We start from the raw sequence: 20,976 nt of genomic DNA on the forward strand, positions 1-20,976 counted from the left end.
CCCCGGCGAGGAACGCACAGGCGGCCCGCGGGACCTGGTCTCGAATGCCGCCGGCGAGGGGCGTCCGCCAGTGCTTGCCGTTGTCCGTCGTCACCAGCAAGCCCGCGCGCGCTCCTCCTCGCCCTCGCTCTGGGTGAGGGACAGTGCCGCGGTGCCGCCCCGCACGTGGCGAGGTCCCGGCCGACAGCGCCGCACGACCCGCCGACCGGCATGGGCCGGTCAGCGGGCTGGAGGCCGCACCGCGTCCGGTCGATTCACGTCCTGGCGGGCTCGTCGTCGAGGCGGAACCTCGGGTCACCCGGTACGGACGCGAGGAGTTGAGCGGTGTACGGGTGGTTCGGCGCGGCGAAGGTGGCTCCGGTCGGGCCGAGTTCGACGAGGTCCCCGTGCAGCAGGACCGCGACCGTGTCGCTGACGTGCCGGACGACGGCCAGGTCGTGCGAGATGAACAGCATCGTCAGCGAGAGCCGACGGCGCAGATCGGCGAGCAGGTTGAGGATCTCGGCCTGCGTCGTCAGGTCGAGGGCCGAGGTGATCTCGTCGGCGATGACGAACCGGGGACGCGGTGCGAGGGCCCGTGCGATCGCCAGCCGCTGCCGTTGGCCGCCGGAGAACTCGTGCGGGTAGCGGTCCATGGTGTCCGGGTCGAGGCTCACCTGGCTGAGCAGCTCGGCGATCCGGGTCCGGACCGGTTTGACCCTGGCCCGGACCGGATCGAGTGCCTCGGCGAGCGACTGCGCGACGGTGCGCCGCGGGTCGAACGAGGAGTACGGGTCCTGCGGAATCATCTGGACCGTCGCGGCTCCCGCCCGTCCGCGCGAGGTGCGCAGCGGGGCGTCGTCCACGAGGATCCGGCCGCTCGACGGCCTGTGGACGCCGACGAGTGTCCGCGCGAGCGTCGTCTTGCCCGACCCGGACTCTCCGACGAGTGCGAGGGTGCTGCCCCGGGGGATGTCGAACGAGACTCCCTTGAGCACCCTGCGGGCCGCGACGCCGTGGCCGAGCTCGACGGTGAGGTCGTTGACGCGCAGCAGCGGGGCGGCCGTCTGCGGGTCCGGTGCGGTGGCGGTGGCGGACATCAGCGGCTCCCTTCCGCGGCCGGGGGGCGGTCCGCGGCTGTGTCGGAAAGGTCGTCCGACGGCGCCCCGCTCGGCTGCGCCGCATCCGCGTCGGCCGTCCACCGGACCGCGCTGAGGGTTCCACCGGCCTCGACCGCGGCGGGCGTCGCCGCGAGCAGCGCGCGGGTGTACGGGTGGGTGACCGTCCCCCGGCGCAGGTCGCCGCCCGTCGTCCGGTCGACGACCCGGCCGCCGTGCAGCACCAGGACGGTGTCACAGAGCACGCCGACCACGCCGATGTCGTGCGAGATGAACAGCATCGCCGTGCCGTGCTCGCGGTTGATGCGCCGGAACTGCCTCAGCACCTCCGCCTGGACGGTGACGTCGAGGGCCGTCGTCGGTTCGTCGGCGATGAGCAGCCGCGGGTTCGTCGTCATCGCGGAGGCGATCGAGGCGCGCTGGAGCATGCCGCCGCTCAGCTCGTGCGGGTGCTGGCGCAGCCGCCGGCCCGGCTCGGTGACGTGGATGTCGGCCAGGGCGCGGACCATGTCCTGCGCGGCCTGACGCCGGGGCGTCCCCAGGTGCACCCTGGCCACCTCGGTGAGCTGGGTGCCGAGCCTCAGCGCAGGGTTGAACGTGCCGATCGGGTCCTGGTAGACGATGCCGATCTCGGTCGCGAGGCGTCGCTCCGGCGGTGTTCCGAGCAGGTCGAGGTCGCCGAGGGCAAGGCGCGACGCGTTCGCCCGCACGCCCTCGGGGAGCAGGCCCGCAACCGCCATGGCGATCGTGGACTTGCCCGAGCCCGACTCCCCGACGAGGCCGACGATCTGGCCGGCCCCGATGGTGAACGACACGTCGTCGACGAGTGTCCGGTCGCCGGCCCGCACGGTCAGCCCGGCGACGGTCAGCAGGCCGTCCGGCTCCGTGCCGGACGCTGCCCCCGCACCGCCCGACGCCTGAAGCGCCTGAGGCGCCTGCGCCGCGCCGTCCTGTGCCGGGGCGGCCGGTCCCGCCGCGTCCGCCGTCCTGGCCGGTGCGGGCGCTGTGCCGCGGGTTCGCGGGTCGACGAGTGAGGCCACGCCGTCTCCGAGGAGCATGGCTCCCACACCGGTGACGATGAGCATGATCGACGGAGCGAGGACGATCGACGGCTGGGCGAAGATCGACGGCAGTGCCTCGTTGAGCAGCCGGCCCCAGTCGTACTGCGGGCTCTGCACCCCGAGGCCGACGAACGACAGACTGCTGATGTCGAGCAGGGACAGGGTGAAGCTCGAACTGAGGAGCACCAGCAGAGGCCCGCTGATGTTCGGCAGGACATGCCGACCCAGGATGCGCAGGCCGGGAACGCCGAGCAGGCGCGCGGTGAGCACGTAGTCCTTGTCCGCGACGGTCGCGGCGAGATTCGCCGTCAGCCGCGCGAACCCGGGGACGCCGGCGACGGCGATCGCGACGATCGCGGACCCCGTGCCCGGCCCGAGCACCGCCGCGATGACGAGGGCGAGCACGAGCGAGGGGAAGGCCACCGCCGAGTCGATGAGCCGCAGACAGGTCTCGCGCAGCCACCCGGGTGCCAGGTGGACCAGCGCGCCGATCGCGACGCCGACGACGAACGAGGCGGCCGTGGCGGCGGCGGCCATGAGCAGGGTGAGCCGGGTCGCGACGAGCGCCCGTGCGAGGACGTCACGGCCGAAGGCGTCGGTGCCGAGGAGATGCCCGGCACCGGGCCCCAGCCGGGCGTCGTCGGTGAGGGTCTCGGCGGAGCCGCTCAGCAGCGGCGGGGCCACGAGGGCCACGACGATGAGCAGTCCGAGGATCGCGGCACCGGACAGCAGCGACGGGTTACGGCGCCATTGGCGCACGGCCGTGTCAGTGGCCACGACGACCTCCCTCAAGAGTGCGGGGGTCGACGATCCCGAGGACGACGTCGACGAGGAGGTTGACGAGCAGGGCGAGCATGCCGACGACGAGGATGATGCCCTGGATCACCGGATAGTCCTTGTTGATGATCGCCTGGACGACCTCGGTGCCGAGCCCGGGATAGGTGAAGACGTTCTCCAGGATGATCGTCCCGCCGAGCAGGGACGTGAGGACGAGACCGGTCAGGGTGAGGACACTCGTCACGAGGTTGGGCAGCGCGTGGCGGAGGTGGAGACGCACGGATCCCAGGCGGTGGCCGCGGGCGGTCCTCATGTAGTCCTGGGCGAGCACCGAGGCCGTCTCCTGCCGGACGACCCGGGCGATGGCGAAGGCCGGGCCGATGCAGAGCGCGGCGATCGGCAGGACGAGCGCGCTCGGTGTCGTGGCGCCGCCGGACGGCAGCAGCCCGAGGCTGATCGAGAACAGGACGATGAGGAGGGTCGCGACGACGTAGACCGGCGCCGACGCGAGGAGCCCGGCGATCGTGCCGAATGCGACGCCGAGCCGGCGGCGGCGTCCGTCACGGGTGAGGACACCGACGGCCATGCCCAGCGGGACGGCGATGACCAGGGAGAGCAGGACAGCGGGGATGACGAGCTGGACGGTGTACGGCAACCGCGTCGCGACGATGTCCGCGACCGGGGTGTCGAACCGGAACGAGGTGCCGAGCCGTCCGGACGCGATGTCGCCGAGGTAGTGGACGAACCGCGTCGCCAGCGGCTCGTCGAGGTTCAGTCGTTCGCGTATCGCCGCGAGCGTGGCCGGGGACGAGTTGGTGCCGGCGATCGCGCGGGCCGGGTCCCCGGGCAGCAGGGGCACGATGAGGAACGTCACAAGGACGAGCAGCAGCATGGACATCAGCAGCCCGCCCGCCCGGCGGACGGCGAACCCGGCCCAGCCACCGCCCAGCCGCAGCCGGGGAGCGCGCCGGACGGGTGCGGCAGGCAGCGGCCCGGTCGGGACCGCGGACCCGGCGCTCACAGCGCCGCCGCCGCGAGCGCCGCGTCGTCCGGGTGCCGCTCGTGCCAGCGGAACCGTGGTTCGAGCTGGGCCGAGAGTCGCAGCAGCGTCGCCTCGTCGTAGGGCGCGCCGACGAGTTGCGCACCGACCGGCAGTCCGTCCGCGGTCGTGTGGACGGGCAGCGAGATGGCGGGCAGCCCGGCGATGTTGACGAACGCGGTGAACGAGACCATCCGGGTCTCGGTGGCCCGCGGGCCGTCCGGGTCGGAGTTCGCCTCGTCGTACACGGGGCCGACGGGTGGCGCCACGACCGCCGTGGTCGGGGTGAGGAGAACGTCGAAGTCCTTGCCCCACTGGGCGACCACGCCGCGCGACTCGGCCTGAAGGAGCGCGGCCGTCCGGGCGTAGTCGCCCGCGGTGACCTCGAGGGCGGTTTCCCGGCGGCGCCGGATGTAGGGGTCCATCGCGTCGGGATCGTCGACCTCGATGGCGTAGGTGGAGGCACTGATGATCGTCCAGGTGAAGCCCATGATCGCCTCGTACGAGAACATCCTCGGGCGGGCCTCGACGACGTCGTGCCCCAGGTCGCGCAGGGCCTGCGCGGCCGTCAGCGCCGCCTTGCGGCACTCCTCGTCGACCGGCAGCCCGGTCGGCGCGTCGAGGAGCAGGCCGATCCGCAGCCGCCCGGGATCGGCACCGACCTCCTCGATGTACGGGCGACCCGGTTCGGGCGCGCTGTACCAGGCGAGCCGGTCGGCACGGCCCATGACGTCGAGCATGAGGGCCGCGTCGCGCACGGTGCGGGTGATCGCGCCTTCGGTCGTCGAGTGTTCCCAGCCCCGGACGAACGCGGGCACGCGTCCCCGGCTCGGCTTGAGGCCCACGAGGCCGGTGACGGACGCCGGGACCCGGATCGATCCGCCGCCGTCGCCGGCGTGCGCCACCGGGGCGAGCCCGGCCGCGACGGCCGCCGACGCGCCGCCGCTCGACCCGCCGGAGGTGTGCGCCGGGTTCCACGGGTTGCGCGTCTTGCCGTGCCGGGCGTTCTCGGAGACGGTCAGCGCGCCGAACTCCGGCGAGTTCGTCCGGCCGAGGGGGATCACGCCGGCATCGAGAAGGAGCTGGACGTCGGGGTCCGTGACCGTCTGCGGGGTGTCCCGGATCGCCAGTGAGGACATCGTGTTGGGTTGTCCCGCGAGGGAGCTGAGGTCCTTGATGGGGACGGGGACGCCGTGCAGCGGGCCGAGCGGATCGCCGCGCAGCACCGCCCGCTCGGCCCGGACAGCCGCCGCGCGCACGGCGTCGGCGTCGAGCCAGACGACGGCGTTGACGGCGGGATTGATCCGCTCGATGCGGTCGAGGTAGGTCTCGGCCACCTCCACCGGGCTGACCTCTTTCGTGCGCACGAGGTCGGCGATCTGCTGGGCGGTACTGAAGGGGTCGATCACCAGGGGGCTCCTGTCGGAAAGGTGCAAGGGTCTCGGTGCGGGGCTCCGGAACAGCGCGGGGATTCTCCGTGCCGGACGGTCGGGTCCGGCCGCGTGGGTCTGCGCCGCGTGCGGGCGGCCTGTCCGTCAGCCGGTGATGCGCAGGATGGGGTCGTCGAGCGAGCCGCCGAGCATCTGTGCGCTGAATCCCTTGCGCAGTGCGTAGATGAACGGGTCGTTGACCAGCGGCACCGCGTCAACCTGCGAGATCAAGGCCTTGGCGGCCTTCTGGTAGGCGGCGCAGCGAGCCCCTTCAGTCGTCGCCTCGGCACCCTGGGCGAAGGCCTTGTTCACCACGGGGTTCTTCACCGCGCCGAGGTTGCCGCCGCCTTCGGGGACGGTCGGGCCCACGAAGTGGGCGAGCGGGTTGGCGAGGCTGCCGAGGAAGTTGAGGTCGGCGAAGACCGTGAGATCCCAGGCGTCAGGCTTGCCGAACACGGTCCCGACCCAGGCCCCGACGTCGACGTTGGCGAGGGTGACGTCCGCGCCCGCGGCCCGCAGCGCCTCCTGGATGTACTGGTTTCCGGCGCCGGCGGGCCCGACGACCTGGGGGCCGACAAGGCGGATCTTCTTGCCCTTGAGCACGGCAGCCGCCGCGGCTTTGTCCGTCGGTACGAGGAAGGAGGAGCCAGGGTCGTTGCAGGGGATGTCCTTCTGCACGAACATCGTCGACGGCTCACCCGTGTCCTTCGAGACGACCTTGGTGAAGGCGGCGCGGTCGACGGCCTGGGCGACCGCCCGGCGGGTGGCGACGTCCGCGAAGACCGTGCCGGGTCGTTCGTTGAAGAGCAGGAAGAAGTCGGAGAACCGGCTGACGCTCACGGTGTGGCCGCCCACGCCGTCGAAGCGCGGGATGCCGGAGGCGTCGATCTTGCCGATGTCGAGCTGGCCGCTTGTCACGAGGTTGCCGGTCGCCGTCGGGTCGGGCGAGACCAGGTACTCCAGCGTCGCGGCGACCTTGCCGGAGATCTTCGTACGCCAGGCCGGCCATGCCTTGTACTCCGGGCGAAGCGTGTAGGAGTACGAGACGCCGGACTGGGACTTCTCAAGAAGGTACGGGCCGGACTGGGAGCCCTTGGCCTTACCGGCGGCGAGGGCCTTGAGGTCCTTGAGTCCCGCCGGGCAGACGATGCCCGTGCTCGCGACCGACAGGCCGGTGACCATGTCGCCCCACGGCCTGGCGAGCGTGATCTTCACCGTCCGCGCCGCGTCGTCGGCGGTCACCTTCACCGTGTTGCCGGGGCCGAAGACCGTGGGGAGATCGGGCGCCGCCGTCTTCGGGTCGATGTAGCGGTCGAGGGAACCCTTGACGACCGTCGGCGTGATCGGCGTCCCGTCGGCGCAGGTCGCGTCGGCGCGCAGGGTGAACGTGGCCGAGGTCGGCGTGTTCTTCCACTTGGTGGCGAGCCCGCCGACGAGCCCGCCGTCGTCCTTGCGCACGAGGGTGTCGTAACTGTTCCGGGCGAGCTGGTAGTCCGGCAGGGACAGAGCCTTGGCCGGGTCGAAGCCGGCCGGCACGTCGATCGTCGTCCGGATCTTCGTCGCCGCGGCGGCATCGCCGCCGCTCGGGTCTCCGGACGTCGATCCCGTGGTGGTACAGCCGGCGAGTACGGCCGTCACGGCGACGGCTGCGGTCACAGGGACCGCGCGGGTACGGGTCTGGCGCATGGGTGCTCCTGGAGAGGATGTCGCGCTCTGCGCAGGTCGCACGGGATCGGGCGGGACGAGCGCGAGCAGTTCGAGGTGGAGGCGGTGCGCGTGGCGCTCGGTGGACGCCGCTCGGGAGCGAGCCGTGGAGCACTCGGTGTGGAGAGGATGCGCCAAGTGAACGACGTAGTCAATAGCGTTAACTATCTTTGCGCACGCCACCCTTGCCGCCGATTTCGGCCACGAGAACGCTGCTGGGCGGTGGCCGCGAAGACCGACGCGTGTCAGTCGCGCGGGAGCGTCGCCGCCTCCGCCTCAAGAGCTGCGAGGAGGATGTCCGTCTGCCGGTGGAAGACTTCGGTCATGTCGACGCTGCGCAGGTGCTCCTTCGCCGCCTCGGCGTAGGGGTACGCGTCAGGATCCGCCGGCTGGTATTCCTGCACCCAGTTCACCTCGGCGCCGAACCGCTGGTTGACGAGCCGCCAGGCGTTGTTGCTCGCCATGGAGAGGATGAAGTTCGAGAACGCCTGGTAGTGCAGGACGGCCTCCCGGCCGCGCCAGCCGCCGCGGTGGAACGCTTCCAGGACGGCGTCGACGGCACGCAACTCGTGAACGCCCCGGGTGACTCTCCCCATGCAGAGTGCGGCGGCCGCCGGGTGGTCCAGCGCAGTGTTCCAGGCACGGATCGCCAAGTCCCGCAGCGACTCGGTCCACGACTCGTGCGGCTCGTACCCCTCCAGGGAGATCCTGTCGAGCTCCTCCGCGACGGCGACCATGATGTGGTCGCGACTCGCGAAGTGCCGGTAGACCGCGGTCGCGGAGGAGGACAGTTCCTTGCCGAGGCGCTGGAAGGTCAGCGCGTCCGGCCCGTCCTCGTCGAGGATCCGCAGCGCAGTCCCCACGATGAGCCCTCGGGAAAGCGTTCCCCGCTGGAGCCGCTTTGACCGGCCTCCGGCAACTGCCACGCCAACGCCTCCCCTCGGACGGACGGCGAGCACACGCTGCCGCAGCCTGCGCCTCTTCACCGGCGACAGGGGTACCAGCCTAGGCGACCGAAGTCGAGCGAATCATCCTGGGCCCGCTCACCAGAGCGAACACTCAGACGCCGCTACGGCCGTCTTGCGGGCACCAAGAGCAGGGCTCTTCCACGTCAGGTCCAGGGCGCCACGAGGACGAAGGAGCGGCTGGTCCGGTTCGCGGCCGTGTTCTTGGAAGGGTCGAGCCACAACTGGAGGCCGCCCCGGTGGCGGAGGTAGCGGCCGGGGTAGTTGTACGACTCCAGGGAGACCGAACCGGGCGTGGAACCGGAACGGGGGCAGAAGGTGGCGTCCTTCTGGAAGAGGACGGATCCGTCGTCGTTGTCCAGCCGGATACGGAAGGCGTAGTGCCGCAGATACCGGCCCGAGGCGTCCTTGAGTGAGTAGCAGCGGGGGTCGGCCAGGCCGGGAACGAAGGTGAAGGTGGCCGCCTGCCGGGTGGTCACGGAGCTGGTGGCGCCGACCGGGCCCAGGATGCCGAGTCGGCCGGACTGGCTCACGTAGTCACCGGGGCGGTCGACCGACCGTAGGGCATGCCACCCCGGCACCCGCGTGTCAGCCGTCGTCGCCGGGGCTGCTGTCGGCGTCGGTGTCCATGAGGCGGATGCTCTCGGGGACGGCGGCACGGACGAGGCAGCGCGAGTACCTCGCGTTCCTCGTCCCCCAGCCATCGGGTCGCCTCCACCGCCTCACGCCGCTGGCCCGACAGCGCGAGCCGAAGAATCGCCAGCTCGGCGAAGTCGCCCTGCGGCTCCGCGTCCTGGTCACCGACAGGGATACCGGCGCCTCCAGGAGAGCGCCGGCATCCCCTTCCTTTCGCCCCCGCGGTGGTGCCGGCCAGAGCCAGGGCGTCGATCTGATGCCGAGGTCGCGAGCCGCAGCCGGTTCCGCAACACGCAGCCGGGCACCACGGCCAGTCCGAGCAGTGGGGCCTGGTTGACGATCAGCAGGGTGGTCCCCAGCAGGCCGAGGTTCACCGGTGCGTACGGCCAGCGGCGCACCGAGGCGTACGAGGCCGCCAGCAGCCGGCGGAGGACGGTGGCCCGGCGGTCGTCCGGCAGGGCGGCCATCGCGACGATGCCGGAGCTCGTGGCGATGACGACCACCACGGCGAGCAGCGGCGCCAGCACCGGGCCCAGTGCCGTGGTACGCAGGACGGCCAGGTCGGTGAGGGCGACGGCGGCCAGCAGCACGAACGGCGACCAGGTCAGCAGCGCCGGCCGGAACAGGCGCCGGTAGCAGCGGAACACCCCGGCCACCGGTACCCGCTCGTCCTCGACGGTCGACCGCGCCGCTCGTCGAGGAGTGGGGAGCCATCCTCGAGGCCGCGCCCCGCGAGCTCACGAGCTTCCTCACCCTCATGCCCGCCGCACCAGGCCGCCCGGCCATGGCCCACGTCGCCGCGGTCTGCGCCGGAGACCGACCGGACGCCGCCCAGCGGGTGTTGACTCCCCTGCTGGGCCGGGACCCGCTGCTGCGCCAGGAGGCGGTGCTCGCCCCGTACCCGGCGCTGGTGCCGGTCGGCGGCGCCCCGCGCCAAGGGCAGGGCCTGGGTGCCACCCGCTCCGGACTGCTCGACCGCATCTCCCCGCACACCGCCCGTTCCCTCACGGACGCGCTGGCGTCGGAGCAGGTACTGATGGGGCAGTTCCGCTCGGTGGGCGGCGCGGTCAACGACGTCAGTCCCTCGGCCACCGCCTACGCCCACCGCACCCAGAACTTCCAACTGCTCCGCGCCCGTGCCCGAACGGGAGCGCTCCCTCGACGCTCACCGGGCACGGCTCGCACCGGAGGTGAACGGCGTGTACCTCGGCTTCGGCGCCCGCCGCTCCCCCGAGGTCCTCGCCGAGGCGTTCCCCGAGCCGGCCCTGACCGGCTGCACGCGCTCAAGGCCCGGTACGACCCGGAAAACGTGTTCGCCCGCAACTTCCCGCTGCGGTGAGAAAGCGGTTTGCGGGGACGTACCGGGGACGTCAGGCCTGGCCGTGTGTGCGGGCGCCGTCGATCGCCGTCTGGTACGACGTGGCCGCCATCTCCTTGAACTGCTCGAGCCGGGGCACGTGCGCCGACTTGGTCAGCTCCGCGTGCAGGAACGTCAGGTTGGAGGCGAGGCCCACCATGCTGAGCGCCGCCTTCAGGTACGGCTCCTGGTGGTCGAAGTCGTGGCGGGGCGTGCCCGGCCCGTAGGCGCCGCCGCGCGCGGAGGCCACCACGACCCGCTTGCCGGAGAGCGGGCCCTGGCCGGTGGCCGGGTCGGCGATCAGCGGCGCGATCAGGACGCGGTCGAACCACACCTTGAACGTGGACGGCACCGAGAAGTTGTACATCGGCACGCCGAGCAGGATGGTGTCGGCCGCGAGGAGCTCCTCGATCAGCGGCCAGGTCACCGCCCAGCTCGCCTCCTCCTCGGGCGTCCGCGTCGCCCCGCGTGCCACCGCGAGGTCGCGTATGCCCTCGCTCTCCAAGCGGTGCATGACCTCGATCTGCGCGTGGTCGACATGCGGTACGGGGTCGGCGGCCAGGTCACGGTAGACGTAACTGCCGTCGGGGTTGGCCTTGCGCCAAGTCTCCGCGAATTCGCCCGAGATCTGGCGGGAGACCGAGCCCCGGCGGGGGCTGGAGTCGAGATGAAGCAGTGCGGGCATGGCGGAAGTCCCTTGCTCGGTCGGCGCGTTGGAGGGTGTCGATCTCCATTGAAGTCGCCGTCAGGGCCGTTGTCCCGTAATCTGGCGTGTTACTTCTTAACCAGAAGCGTTAGCGAGGATGACGGTGCTGGATGTACGGAAACTGGTGCTGCTGCGCGAGGTGGGGGCCCGGGGCTCGATCGCCGCGGCCGCGCAGGCACTCAACTACACCCGCTCCGCGGTGTCCCAGCAGCTGTCCGCCCTGGAGTCGGAGACCGGCGCCGCGCTGCTGGACCGTGGCAGCAAGCGGGCCGAGCTGACCGCCGCCGGACGACTGCTGGTGGCTCACACCGAGCGTGTCCTCGCGCAACTTGAAGCGGCCGAGGCGCAGTTGCTCGCCCGGGACGGCAAGGTCACCGGCGAGCTGCGGGTGGGCGTGCCGCTCCACGAGGGGCCGGCCCTGCTGGTGCCGGCGTTGAGCCGGTTGCGTGCACGTCATCCGGAACTGCGCATCACCCTGCACGGCGTCGATCCCGACGAGGGCCGGCAGACGGTCCGGCTCGGGCGGCTCGACGCCGTCCTGGCCTCCGGCTACCCGCAGGTACCCGAGCCACGGGTGCCGGGGCTGTACGAGGAGGAGGTGATCAGCGACCGCATCCGCCTGGCCATCGCGCCCGGTCACCCGCTCGCCCGGAGCGAGGAGCCGCGTGCTCTCGCCGAGTTCGCGGAGCAGCCGTGGCTGCTGGACCGGACGTCCAGGCTCGGACAGCTGGTCCTGCACCTGTGCGCCGACGCCGGTTTCGTCCCCGACATCGTCTCCGACATCGGGGACATGCAGGCCGTGTTCGGGCTGGTCTCGCTGGACTGGGGCGTTGCGCTCGTCCCCGACCTGGTGCCCGACCGGCCGGGCCATCCGGTCGCCCGCATCGCTCTGCAGGGGATCCGGCCCATCCGCCGGATCACCCTCGTGGTGCGCGAGGGCGCCCTGGACAGCCCTCCGGTGGCGACCCTGTTGCCGGCCGTACGGGAGGCGGCAGACGAACTGCGTCGGTCCTCGGCGGGCGAGATCCGCCACCCCACGACAGAAGAACTCCGCCCCCTGAGGGCCGACGAGCTCTGCCGAGGCGAGGCCGGCGGCACCCCCCGGCCCACAGCCGACGAGTCGCATCGGCCGACGGCCGAGGAAACCTCCTCGGCCCGCGATGTGACGGCCTCGCCAGCCGCCGGCTGACCGAACGCATCCACAACGCCCGACCAGCCGCTTCCGCCTCCAGCGACAGGCTCGCTCCCACCGCCGACGGCCGCCCGCGTCAGCCGGCTGCGGCGGACCAGCGTGGATAGCTGCCCAGGAATCACACCTCCAGGTCCCGGGCCTCAACGGCCGCCACGGCCAGGCGCAGCGGACGGGTGTCGATGTCGCCGTCGACGTCGGGGAACAGGTGGTAGCTGCGCCCGGACAGGCGTACGCCGTCGTCGCCTGTCAGCTCTCGATCACACGGTGGAACGCGACGGTGTCGAAGATGTCCTCCATGCGGACGGCCCGCCCGTCGCGCAGGACCCAGGAGTGCACGAACGACTGCGTCTCCGTGTGGCCGCTCAGGGAGGTGATGTCCCGGCGGCCGAAGACGACCACACGCTCGCCCTCCCGGATGAACTCGCCCGGGTGCAGCCGCATGCCGCCGAGGACGGTGGGCACATGCGCGAGGAACTCCTTGACACCGGCGTGCCCGTACTTGGTGCCGCCGAGGCCGTACTTGTCCATCCCCTCGGGGTGCACCCACTCGATGTCGGGGTCGAAGGCAGCCAGGAGCGCACCCACGTCGCGGGCCTCGAAGGCGGCGTAGGCGGCGTGGATCGGTGCCAGCGGATCTGTGCTGTCCGTACTGCCGCTGCTGTCGGTCATGACGGGAGCCGCTCCTCTCACTTCTTGAGGTGTCCGGGGTGCAGGGCCGCGAGGGTGCGCCGGATGCCCTCGCGCCACGGCACCTTGCACGGCCCGGTGAGCGAGCGGCGCAGCGTCGGGTCGAACTGGTAGGTCTCGCGGGTGACTTGGCTCGGTACGAGGTTCGCCTCGACCCCGGTGAGCTCCTCCAGGTAGCGGACGCAGTCGGTGATGCCGACGGACTCGTCGCCGCCCCAATTGGTCAGGGTCACCGGGACGCTCGCTGCGCTCCACAGGTGCGGGACCTGCTCGACGAGGTCGTCGATGTACAGCAGCGAGGTCCAGTTCTGGCCCTCCAGCGGGACCGGGATCGGCTCGCCCGCGAGCATGCGCTTGAAGTAGAGCATCGGCACACCGCCGTAACCGGCCGGCCCATAGGCGATGTTGAGGCGGGCGATGACCGTCGGCAGGCCGAGGGTCTGCGCGAACGCCCGGACCGTGCCCTCGGCCGCGATCTTGACCACGGGATAGGCGGGCAGCCAGTCGGCCTTGCCGTCCAGCGGGTCGGTCTCGGTGTATTTGTGGTCGAGGGTCTGGCGGGCGTACAGGGCGCCGGTGGATACGTACAGGAACGCCTCCGCTGTACGGCAGTGGGTCATCAGGCGCCCCGCGGCAACCGAGTTGGCCTCGACGGCCGCGTTGAAGTCGCCGTCCTCGCCGCGGTTCACCGCGGAGTGGAAAACGTGGGTGAAGTCTTCCGGTAAGCCCTTCAGGGAGCCGGCGCCGGTGTCGTCCATGTCCCAGCGGAAGGTGCGGATGCCGTGGCGGGTCAGCTTCTCTTCGGCCCCGGGGGCGCCGAAGCGCCCCAGCGCCCACACCTCGTTGTCGTCGGCCAGCGCCTCGGCGACCGGTCCCGCCACCAGTCCTGTGGCACCGGTCACCAGGATCTTCTTGCGGATCACGTACTGCCCCTCCTCGGGGGTCGGGGATCGGTGGGGTTCAGGCGTCGCCGAGGGCGCGGTCGAGCTCCTTGCGCAGGATCGACTGGAAGGACGCCACGTGGGTCGGGCCCATCAGCGTGTAGTGCTCGCCGGGTACGTCGATGTAGTGGTTCGCGCCGGTGGCGTGTTCGTCCCAGCGGCGCAGCTCGTTGTTGAGCCAGTCCTCCTTGGTGCCGCGCAGCGGGATGGCGTAGAAGACGCTCATCGAGCGGACTGTGCCGGCGGGCGAGTAACCGCGTCCGAGGTTCGTGAGGCCGTCCGCGAGTTCCGCCCATGCCTTGAACCTCTCGAAGGTGAGGTCGAGTTCGGCGAGACGGCCCTCGGGCGCGTGATCGATGAAGTACGCGAGCTGCTCGTCCTTGGACAACGGCCGTAGCTGTGCGGGCAGTTCGAGGGACTGCTTCTTGTCGATCAGCTCCAGGAAGAACGCCAGGTTGGCGGCAGTCTCGACGAAGTCCAGCTCGTTCATGCGGTACTTGATGTGCGGCGGCAGGTTGAAGCTGCCGACGAAGTCGACGCGCTCGCCCTGCGCTTCGAGCACCTTGGCTATCTCGAAGGCGACCGCGCCGCCGTACGAGTACCCCGCGACGGCGTACGGGCCGTGCGGCTGGCGGGAGCGGATGGCTCCGACGTACGTGTCGACCATCTCGGCGAAGCTCTCGAAGGGCCTCTCGCCGGGGTTGAAGCCGCGGGCACGCAGTGCGTAGAACGGCCGTTCGCCCACGAAGTACTTGGCGAGGTTGACGAAGACGAGGACCTCGCCGACGCCCGGATGGACGCAGAACAGCGGGGTCTTGTCGCCGGTGACCTGCATCGGCACGATCGGGTCGTACGCCCCCTCGCCGTCCGCGGCTCCGTCGAGGTGAGCGGCCAGGGCACGCACGGTGGGGGCCCGCAGCACGGTGATGATCTGCAGGCCGTCCGCGCCGAGGCGCTGGGCGACCAGGGAACGCAGACGCAGGATGTCGAGTGAGGTGCCGCCCATGTCGAAGAAGTTGGCGGTGACACTCATCCGGTCGGGGTCGGTGTCGAACATCTCGGCGTAGATACCGGCGAGGACTTTCTCCGTGTCGCCCTCGGGCGCGGTATAGCCGCCGAGCCGGCGCAGAAGCAGGTCGTCGACGACGCCTTTCACCTCGTCGTACGCCCCTGCCTCCAGCCGCTTGCGCATCAGCGCGCGCTGGATCTTGCCGAGGCTCGTCTTGGGGAAGGCGTCCTTCGGCAGCGGCAGGATGAGTGCGGGCCGGAAACCCCAGTGCATGACGACGCTGCTGCGCACCGCGCTCAGCACCCGGTACAGGGCGAGCTCGTCGCCGTCGGCGCACTCCGGGTGGAAGGCGACCACGAGTTGCTCGGTGTCGCTGCCGGGGGCGCGGGTGGGGAAGGCGGCGACATACGAGGGGGCCACGTCGTCGAGGCCTTCGAGGAGGGTCTCGATGTCGTGGCTGAAGTAGTTGACGCCATTGACGATGACGCTGTCCTTGGTGCGCCCGACGAGGGTGAGCCGACCGTCGTCGATCCTGCCGAGGTCACCACTGCGAAACCAGCCGTCGGGGGTGAAGGCGTCCTGTGTGGCCTGCTCGTTGTTGTGGTAACCAGCCGTGATCATCGGGCCGTTGAGCTGGAGCTCGCCCACCCCGCCCGCAGGCAGTTCGCGGTGCGTCTCGTCGGCGATGCGGATGCGCAGCCCCTCGACCGGCCGTCCCAGGTTGGCGAACTCCTGGCCCTGGTCGGCGGCCGGGAAATCGACGGAGTAGATGCTGCCGGCGCAGGTCTCCGACATGCCGAATGCGGGCCACAGGGCGTCAGCACGCAGCCCGTACGGGGCGAAGCGGCTGAGGAAGGTCTCGCCGGTGGTACGGACGACGGCCTCGCCGCCACTGATGATGTGCCGTAACCGCGACAGGTCGATCTCGTCGCCGTTCTCCTCGTCGAGCCGGTCGGCCTGCGGATTGATCAGCCCCAGCAGGAAGTTGGGGGTGAAGGTCATGGTGACGCCGAAGCCGGAGATGATCCGCAGGAAGTTCAGCGGCTCCCGGAGCACTACGGGCGCTTCGACGTGCAGTTGGGTGCTGCCCGCGTACAGCGGCAGCAGGTGGCATTCGAGGAGGGCGGCGACATGGTCGAAGGAGACCCAGTTGAGGCTGATGTCCTCGGCGGTCAGCCCGTGGTAGCCGTTCTTGGCGGCCATGGAGGCGAGCAGGTTGGCGTGGCTGAGCATCACGGCCTTGGAACTGCCGGTGGAGCCGGACGTCAGCACCAGGACGGCGTTGTCCTTGGGATCGGCCTCGTGGAAGGAGTCCGCGGGGTACTCGGCGCGCAGCTCCTCCAACGGGACGACGGACAGGCCCTCGGCACGCGGGAGTTCGGCGGCGAGGGTGGCGCTGGTGACGATCAGCGGATGTCCGAGGAGGGTGTCGACGTGCGTCAGCTGGGCCGCCCACCGCTCCGGGTCCCCGCCCAGGGCGGCCATCGGGCAGGGCACGAACCCGCCGAGCTGGCAGGCCCAGAACGCGGCGAGGAACTCCCGCGGTTTCTCCAGGAGCAGGACGACCTTGTCCCTCGGCGCGAGGCCGTGTTCCCGGAGGCCGGTGAGGACCGAGCGGGCCTCGTCGAGGAGGCCGGAATAGCTCTGCAAGGGTGCGTCCTGGTCGTCCGCGCCCCGCGGGTAGCGTAACCCTGACTCCGTGTGGTCCCGGGCGGCGTCGCACAACAGGTCCACGATGGTCCGCGTCCTCGTCACGGCTGTGGTCATGCGGGATGCCTTCTTCCTCTTCGTCGGCCGTCGTGCCCGGGATCACCGGAACGGCGTGGCCGAACGGTGTACAGAAAGTCGTTCGGACGTGCTGGTGAGTCACACGCGCACGGAAAGGGCGGCGGTGACAGCGGCCGGGAAGGCAGGGGGGTGGCGCGGCGGGCGCGGCCCTCGCCAGCGAGCCAATAAGCGGAAGGGTCAGATCCGATTTTCGCCGACTGATTGGGCAAGCACCTGTTCATCGTCCCCCGTCGACCAGGCCAGTCCCCGGAGCCACGACATCGGGGCTCCGAATACGCGCCAAGAATAAGAACCGACGGTCGGGCTTGTCAAAGATCTAAAGAGGAAGAAGAAAGTGCCGGAAAAAGGGAAAAAGCACATTGCGACTTCCGGATGCGCCGCGAAATAGCCCGGTGCCGTTTTTCCTGACGGAGGGAGTAAGCAATCGAGACATGTACCGGAAAGGGCCGTGCGCATGCGGATCCTTCCCTTCCGAGCGCCTGTGACAGACCCTCCGGGCTACGACGGCTGCACCTCCCCCACACCTGCTAGGAGATCAGCTCCAGGTGGTCCAGGTCGCGCGGGTCGAGGATCTGGAGGCAGAAGCTCGGGAGCCGGCCTCGGCACAGCGGCCAGTCGTCCCGACGACCTCGGCTGAGGATCCGGCCAGGCCCGTTGGACCTCAGCTCGTCGGCCTCGCGCGGCCACCGCGGCGAGCCGGTTGAGCTGCCCCGAGTTCCGCAGAGTCCGCCGGTCACGGTTTCAGCGGTCAGCAGTCCCCTTACGGACTCCGCCAGCGGTCCTGCAGTGCTCTGCACTCGGCAGGCGGTAGGCGGTAGGCGGTAGGCGGTAGGCGGTAGGCGGTAGGCGGTAGGCGGTCGAGGACGGAGTGGAGACGTTCTTCGTTTGCCACGTGACTCCCCGGAAGACCACCAACTCGACCTGGTCGATGCCCTTCCAGGAGTCCCGCATTTCGATCGACTCAGCCTTGAAGACGCCGTTCGACACCTCGGACATCGCGTTATCGTGTCGGCACCATGATCTCGGTACCGACCGTTCCGTCGGCGTAACTAGAACACTTTCACCGGTGCTCCGCTTACGACCGCAGCGGTCCGCGTCCGCCCAGTTCGGCCCGGGGAACAGAACCTGCACAGCGGGTTTTTCCCTTCCACCGAGCAGAGGCCCCATCCCCGGGTACCGGGGATGGGGCCTCTGGGAGCATTTTCACAGGCCAGCTCCTATGTACAGGGTGCAAACACAGGAATGAAATTCAAACCGTGTCCAGCTCGGCCGCTTCGACGGTCGTGTCTCGCGTCGTGGTGCAGGGGATCAATGATTATGAGTGCTTTGTGGATCTTGACGGTCCTTGCCGATCAGTGCCGATTCACGCCCTTCTCGCAGGTCAGGCGTGTGCATCTCTGTCAGCCTTGCGTGGTCCTTGTGGGTTGGTTCCTGTCCTTGCGGTCCCTTTATGGTCCCTACCCCTCCGCGGGAGACCTGCCAAATACGGGATCCTGGATGTCCCTCCAGCTCAACTGACGCGATAGAACCTTCGCGCAGCGGATTCTCTTACCAACGCGACGATGCTCCACCCCTGGTCCCGGGGCGGAGCATCGTCCCTGACGTCAAGAGGCGAGCTTGCCCACGGGACTGCGCATGAACCTGGGTCACAGCTTGCCGATCGGGTCAGCCGAGGACGTAGGTCTCATCACCGAAGTCAGCGACGATCTTCAGCTTGCCGCCGAGCGCCTTGACGTAGGCAGCGAGGGTGTCGACCTCACTGCGCTCCAGTTGCCCCTTCTCGATGCGCGAAACGCGGGCCTGGGTGACACCCATGGCTTCGGCAACCTGGACCTGTGTGGTGTGCTGCCGCTTCCGCAACTCGGCGAGGCGGTGGACACGGGAGGCCAGGACCATCGCCTGCGCCCCCTTCCGGATCTGATCCTTTTCGGCATCGGTGAAGTCGAAATCCTCGGCCAGGTCTCCCCAGGAGACGGCCTGCGGGTCCTTGAGGTGATCAGTCATCGTGCCCCGTCCTCTCCATCGATTCGCTTCAGATGCTCCGCGTATGCCTGCTCCGCTTGGGGCACCGCGACGCGGTACCAGCCGGACCAGTTGCCCGCCTTGTCACCGCCGACCAGGATCACGGCCTGGCGGTCCGGGTCGAACACGAACAGCAACCGCACTTCCGTGGCCCCTGCCGAGCCGGGGCGGAGCTCCTTGAGGTTCGGCAGCACCGAGCCCTTGATCGTGTCCACCAGAGGCCGACCCAGCGCGGGCCCTTCCTCCTGGAGGGCAGTGACAGCCTGGCTGACCTGAATCAGGGTGTCGCGGTCGGTGCGGAGCAGGCCGTGAAGCCACGAGAGAACCGGCTCGACCACGACGATCTTCCAAGCCATGCACAAGTCCCCCATCTGCGATTATTACACTGGCAGCATACACCACTGACATCATAATGGGAGTGGCTACAGCCCTCGCAGTGCGGACGTGCCGCTGCTGATCCTGCACGGCGCCGGCGACCGCATCCTGCCGCTCGACGCCAAGGGGCGGCCGTTCTGCGCGCCGCTGCCGTCTGCCGAGCACGTGGCGATCGGGCACACGGGCTGCCATGGACTCACCTGGAGAGGCCAACGACGCGCTGCTGCCCTTCCTGACCGAGGAGCCGTTCAGACGCTCGTCCACATGCTCTGCGAGAAGGGCGGCCCGGGTTCTGTCAGCTGCCGAAGGGCGGGACATGCTGGACTGTGAGGTCGTCGCGCAGGCACAGGAAGCGGACGGGGTGACGGTCCTGACCTCGTCGACCGCTCCGTCGGCAGGGAACTCCGCGACCAGGTCGCGCCGTACGGGGTGGTATTTCCAGTCGGTGCGATCGGAATGGTGGTAGCCTACAATTAATTATCCATGGAAGATAATTCTTCGGAAGATGAGTGATGGCTGACGCTGACCTGAAGCTGCTGTACCGGGAGCTGGTCTCGCTGGAGATCGAGCTGTGGGATGGCATCGAGGGGCGGTTGAGGGCCGAGTACGACCTGCCTCTGACCTCGTTCGAGGTGCTGCATCTGCTGCTGCGGCGGCCCGGGCGACGGATCCAGGACATCGCGGAGGAGTTCTCGATCACGGTGGGTGGCACGAGCAAGGTGGTCGACCGCCTGGAGGCGGCGGGCCTGTGTGGGCGGCGGGCCAATCCGAACGACCGCCGTTCCTCGATCGTCGAGCTGACGCCCGAGGGGCGGAAGCTGGTGGACGGGGCACTGAAGGTCTTCGAGGACGAGCTGGAACTGCGGATCGGGTCGGTGATTTCCGAGCAGTCCGTACGCGAGGTGACGGCGGTCCTCAGTGCGCTGCGGGCAGCCGGACGCGCTCTGGACGCGGAGCGGAAGGCCGCCGGGCAGACGCCGGTGCCGGCTGTGCGGGCGCCGAAGCAGCCCGGCCGGCCGGCATCGTGAGCGGCGACGGCTCGGCAGTGCCCATGGGTTGATGAGCCGGGGCCGGAGGAACACAGTCCCCGGCCCGCCCGTCAGTCCACGGTTCAGTCGGCGATGCCGGCGAAGGCGATGACTTTGTCGATGTGGCCCCGGACGAGGAGGTTGCCGGGGCCGCCGTTGCGTGCGGCGTACTCCTCCGTGCGGTCGTCGCCCATGTATCGGGCGCCGAGGAGGCCGCCCCGGCGCACCATGTCCTCCGGGTCCTCGGAGATCGTCGCGCGGCCCTGGGGGAGGACGAACGCGTACGGGGGCCGGTCCTCGTCGACGCAGAGGGCGAACCGTCCGTCGCGGGCGAGGTTGCGGCCCTTGCCCCCCGTTCTTCTCGGTGGTGAGCACGATGTCGTCGCCGTCGAGGAGGAACCAGACCGGTGTCACATGGGGGCTGCCGTCGGCGCGGACGGTGGACAGCTTGCCGGTACGGGTGCCGTGCGTGACGAACGCCCGCCACCGCTGCTCGGTCATCTTCCGCATGCGGGCGCCTTTCGTGTGCGTACGGATCGACTCGTGGGTGCCCGAGGCCGAGTTCGGCCTCGGGCACCGCAGGTTCTAGCCCCAGAAGGCGTCTTCGGTGGCCGGGTCGGTGGAGAAGAGCCACATCTCGGTGATCTTGCCGTTCTCGATGCGCAGGACGTCGACGCCGTCCATGCTCATCGACGCGTCGCCGTGGCGGCCGGTGAAGTGGATGGTGGCGGCGACCAAATCGCAAGGATGCCCGAGCACAAGCGCCACGGCACGATGCTGCTCAGCTCGGTCACCGACCCCTACCAGGGCCACGAGACGCGGTACCGGCTCACCCGAGGGATCCTGCGCGAGCTGAAGACGGTCGAGTACCCGGGCCTGGTCCGCATCCTGACCAAGTCGCCCGTCGTCACCCGCGACATCGACCTGCTCACCAGCCTGCCCCGGGCGGAGGTCGGCATGACCGTGACCACCGCGGACGAGAAGGTCAGCCGCTGGCTGGAGGTCCGCGCCCCGCTCGCCTCCCGCCGCCTGCGCACCCTCACGGAACTACGCGAGGCCGTGGCGACCAGGGTGTCGCTGTCGCCTCCGGCCCCGGAGTCGCACGACTGATCGGCGCAATCCGGGGAAGCCAGCGGGCAGCGGTGCAGCCACCGGGATCACG

Annotated in this window: 21 protein-coding genes and 1 pseudogene; 4 read left to right on the forward strand and 18 right to left on the reverse strand. The window is 70.1% G+C overall.

All coding sequences use genetic code 11. The annotated features are described in order from the left end of the window. Window positions 1–254: 254 nt before the first annotated feature. The 8 genes from ABD357_RS34990 to ABD357_RS35025 form a co-directional block, all read right to left on the reverse strand. Complete coding sequence (locus ABD357_RS34990) at window positions 255–1,079, reverse strand: ABC transporter ATP-binding protein (protein WP_344395265.1); 825 nt, start codon at window positions 1,077–1,079, stop codon at window positions 255–257. Beyond that, complete coding sequence (locus tag ABD357_RS34995; RefSeq protein WP_344395266.1) at window positions 1,079–2,935, reverse strand: ATP-binding cassette domain-containing protein; 1,857 nt, start codon at window positions 2,933–2,935, stop codon at window positions 1,079–1,081. The genes ABD357_RS34990 and ABD357_RS34995 overlap by 1 nt, the downstream gene beginning before the upstream one ends. Continuing rightward, window positions 2,925–3,956, reverse strand: a complete 1,032-nt coding sequence (locus ABD357_RS35000) for an ABC transporter permease (protein ID WP_344395267.1) — start codon at window positions 3,954–3,956, stop codon at window positions 2,925–2,927. The genes ABD357_RS34995 and ABD357_RS35000 overlap by 11 nt, the downstream gene beginning before the upstream one ends. After that, entirely contained in the window at window positions 3,953–5,383 is a 1,431-nt protein-coding gene (locus tag ABD357_RS35005) for an amidase (protein ID WP_344395268.1), read from the reverse strand. The genes ABD357_RS35000 and ABD357_RS35005 overlap by 4 nt, the downstream gene beginning before the upstream one ends. A 126-nt stretch (window positions 5,384–5,509) precedes the next feature. Next, the gene (locus ABD357_RS35010; RefSeq protein ID WP_344395269.1) at window positions 5,510–7,090 is read right to left on the reverse strand and encodes an ABC transporter substrate-binding protein; all 1,581 of its coding nucleotides are present in this window, start codon (window positions 7,088–7,090) and stop codon (window positions 5,510–5,512) included. Between the two features lie 263 nt (window positions 7,091–7,353). Further along, window positions 7,354–7,971 (reverse strand): TetR/AcrR family transcriptional regulator, encoded by a 618-nt coding sequence (locus ABD357_RS35015; RefSeq protein ID WP_344395270.1) that lies wholly within the window; start codon window positions 7,969–7,971, stop codon window positions 7,354–7,356. A gap of 248 nt (window positions 7,972–8,219) precedes the next feature. After that, on the reverse strand, window positions 8,220–8,606 hold the full coding sequence (locus ABD357_RS35020; RefSeq protein WP_425585142.1) for an AbfB domain-containing protein: 387 nt from the start codon (window positions 8,604–8,606) through the stop codon (window positions 8,220–8,222). 264 nt (window positions 8,607–8,870) lie between these two features. Next, a complete protein-coding gene (locus tag ABD357_RS35025; protein WP_344395272.1) occupies window positions 8,871–9,365 on the reverse strand; it encodes a hypothetical protein in 495 nt (164 codons plus the stop codon). A gap of 101 nt (window positions 9,366–9,466) precedes the next feature. Here ABD357_RS35025 and ABD357_RS35030 point away from each other — a divergent pair, with 101 nt between their 5' ends. Then, window positions 9,467–10,048: a hypothetical protein gene (locus tag ABD357_RS35030; protein ID WP_344395273.1), complete on the forward strand. Its 582-nt coding sequence runs from the start codon at window positions 9,467–9,469 to the stop codon at window positions 10,046–10,048. Between the two features lie 31 nt (window positions 10,049–10,079). On the opposite strand, the gene ABD357_RS35035 is transcribed toward ABD357_RS35030, so the two are convergent. Continuing rightward, window positions 10,080–10,751: an FMN-dependent NADH-azoreductase gene (locus ABD357_RS35035; protein WP_344395274.1), complete on the reverse strand. Its 672-nt coding sequence runs from the start codon at window positions 10,749–10,751 to the stop codon at window positions 10,080–10,082. 118 nt (window positions 10,752–10,869) lie between these two features. Between ABD357_RS35035 and ABD357_RS35040 the strand changes: the two genes are divergently transcribed. Beyond that, window positions 10,870–11,961, forward strand: a complete 1,092-nt coding sequence (locus tag ABD357_RS35040) for a LysR family transcriptional regulator (protein ID WP_344395275.1) — start codon at window positions 10,870–10,872, stop codon at window positions 11,959–11,961. A gap of 249 nt (window positions 11,962–12,210) precedes the next feature. On the opposite strand, the gene ABD357_RS35045 is transcribed toward ABD357_RS35040, so the two are convergent. From ABD357_RS35045 to ABD357_RS35075, 7 genes are all read right to left on the reverse strand, one after another. Further along, complete coding sequence (locus tag ABD357_RS35045) at window positions 12,211–12,633, reverse strand: nuclear transport factor 2 family protein (protein ID WP_344395276.1); 423 nt, start codon at window positions 12,631–12,633, stop codon at window positions 12,211–12,213. Between the two features lie 17 nt (window positions 12,634–12,650). Next, window positions 12,651–13,574, reverse strand: coding sequence for an NAD-dependent epimerase/dehydratase family protein (locus ABD357_RS35050; RefSeq protein ID WP_344395277.1), 924 nt, complete (start codon window positions 13,572–13,574; stop codon window positions 12,651–12,653). 37 nt (window positions 13,575–13,611) lie between these two features. Next, window positions 13,612–16,368, reverse strand: coding sequence for an AMP-binding protein (locus ABD357_RS35055; RefSeq protein ID WP_344395278.1), 2,757 nt, complete (start codon window positions 16,366–16,368; stop codon window positions 13,612–13,614). Between the two features lie 548 nt (window positions 16,369–16,916). Beyond that, complete coding sequence (locus ABD357_RS35060; RefSeq protein ID WP_344395279.1) at window positions 16,917–17,126, reverse strand: hypothetical protein; 210 nt, start codon at window positions 17,124–17,126, stop codon at window positions 16,917–16,919. A 4-nt stretch (window positions 17,127–17,130) separates the two neighbouring features. After that, the gene (locus ABD357_RS35065; RefSeq protein WP_344395280.1) at window positions 17,131–17,385 is read right to left on the reverse strand and encodes a hypothetical protein; all 255 of its coding nucleotides are present in this window, start codon (window positions 17,383–17,385) and stop codon (window positions 17,131–17,133) included. A 669-nt stretch (window positions 17,386–18,054) separates the two neighbouring features. Then, window positions 18,055–18,393 carry an XRE family transcriptional regulator gene (locus ABD357_RS35070; RefSeq protein WP_344395281.1) on the reverse strand — a complete coding sequence of 113 codons (339 nt, stop codon included), beginning with the start codon at window positions 18,391–18,393 and terminating at the stop codon, window positions 18,055–18,057. Next, window positions 18,390–18,767: a type II toxin-antitoxin system RelE/ParE family toxin gene (locus tag ABD357_RS35075; protein WP_344395282.1), complete on the reverse strand. Its 378-nt coding sequence runs from the start codon at window positions 18,765–18,767 to the stop codon at window positions 18,390–18,392. The genes ABD357_RS35070 and ABD357_RS35075 overlap by 4 nt, the downstream gene beginning before the upstream one ends. A gap of 531 nt (window positions 18,768–19,298) precedes the next feature. Between ABD357_RS35075 and ABD357_RS35080 the strand changes: the two genes are divergently transcribed. After that, entirely contained in the window at window positions 19,299–19,814 is a 516-nt protein-coding gene (locus tag ABD357_RS35080; protein WP_344395283.1) for a MarR family winged helix-turn-helix transcriptional regulator, read from the forward strand. 83 nt (window positions 19,815–19,897) lie between these two features. On the opposite strand, the pseudogene ABD357_RS35085 reads toward ABD357_RS35080, so the two are convergent. Beyond that, a pseudogene (locus ABD357_RS35085) lies at window positions 19,898–20,324 on the reverse strand (PPOX class F420-dependent oxidoreductase). 75 nt (window positions 20,325–20,399) lie between these two features. Continuing rightward, window positions 20,400–20,552 carry a nuclear transport factor 2-like protein gene (locus ABD357_RS35090; protein WP_344395285.1) on the reverse strand — a complete coding sequence of 51 codons (153 nt, stop codon included), beginning with the start codon at window positions 20,550–20,552 and terminating at the stop codon, window positions 20,400–20,402. 9 nt (window positions 20,553–20,561) lie between these two features. Between ABD357_RS35090 and ABD357_RS35095 the strand changes: the two genes are divergently transcribed. Then, window positions 20,562–20,924: a radical SAM family protein gene (locus ABD357_RS35095; RefSeq protein ID WP_344395287.1), complete on the forward strand. Its 363-nt coding sequence runs from the start codon at window positions 20,562–20,564 to the stop codon at window positions 20,922–20,924. The last annotated feature ends 52 nt before the right edge of the window (window positions 20,925–20,976 follow it).

The organism is Streptomyces vastus (assembly GCF_039532825.1).
Taxonomy (GTDB): domain Bacteria; phylum Actinomycetota; class Actinomycetes; order Streptomycetales; family Streptomycetaceae; genus Streptomyces; species Streptomyces vastus.

Bases quoted from the DNA above. Each gene is read 5' to 3' on its own strand.
- ABD357_RS34990 (WP_344395265.1), bottom strand. From the start codon at position 1,079: ATGTCCGCCACCGCCACCGCACCGGACCCGCAGACGGCCGCCCCGCTG.
- ABD357_RS35010 (WP_344395269.1), bottom strand. From the start codon at position 7,090: ATGCGCCAGACCCGTACCCGCGCGGTCCCTGTGACCGCAGCCGTCGCC.
- ABD357_RS35030 (WP_344395273.1), top strand. From the start codon at position 9,467: ATGCCCGCCGCACCAGGCCGCCCGGCCATGGCCCACGTCGCCGCGGTC.
- ABD357_RS35035 (WP_344395274.1), bottom strand. From the start codon at position 10,751: ATGCCCGCACTGCTTCATCTCGACTCCAGCCCCCGCCGGGGCTCGGTC.
- ABD357_RS35040 (WP_344395275.1), top strand. From the start codon at position 10,870: ATGACGGTGCTGGATGTACGGAAACTGGTGCTGCTGCGCGAGGTGGGG.
- ABD357_RS35045 (WP_344395276.1), bottom strand. From the start codon at position 12,633: ATGACCGACAGCAGCGGCAGTACGGACAGCACAGATCCGCTGGCACCG.
- ABD357_RS35055 (WP_344395278.1), bottom strand. From the start codon at position 16,368: ATGACCACAGCCGTGACGAGGACGCGGACCATCGTGGACCTGTTGTGC.
- ABD357_RS35065 (WP_344395280.1), bottom strand. From the start codon at position 17,385: ATGTCCGAGGTGTCGAACGGCGTCTTCAAGGCTGAGTCGATCGAAATG.
- ABD357_RS35070 (WP_344395281.1), bottom strand. From the start codon at position 18,393: ATGACTGATCACCTCAAGGACCCGCAGGCCGTCTCCTGGGGAGACCTG.
- ABD357_RS35075 (WP_344395282.1), bottom strand. From the start codon at position 18,767: ATGGCTTGGAAGATCGTCGTGGTCGAGCCGGTTCTCTCGTGGCTTCAC.
- ABD357_RS35080 (WP_344395283.1), top strand. From the start codon at position 19,299: ATGGCTGACGCTGACCTGAAGCTGCTGTACCGGGAGCTGGTCTCGCTG.
- ABD357_RS35095 (WP_344395287.1), top strand. From the start codon at position 20,562: ATGCCCGAGCACAAGCGCCACGGCACGATGCTGCTCAGCTCGGTCACC.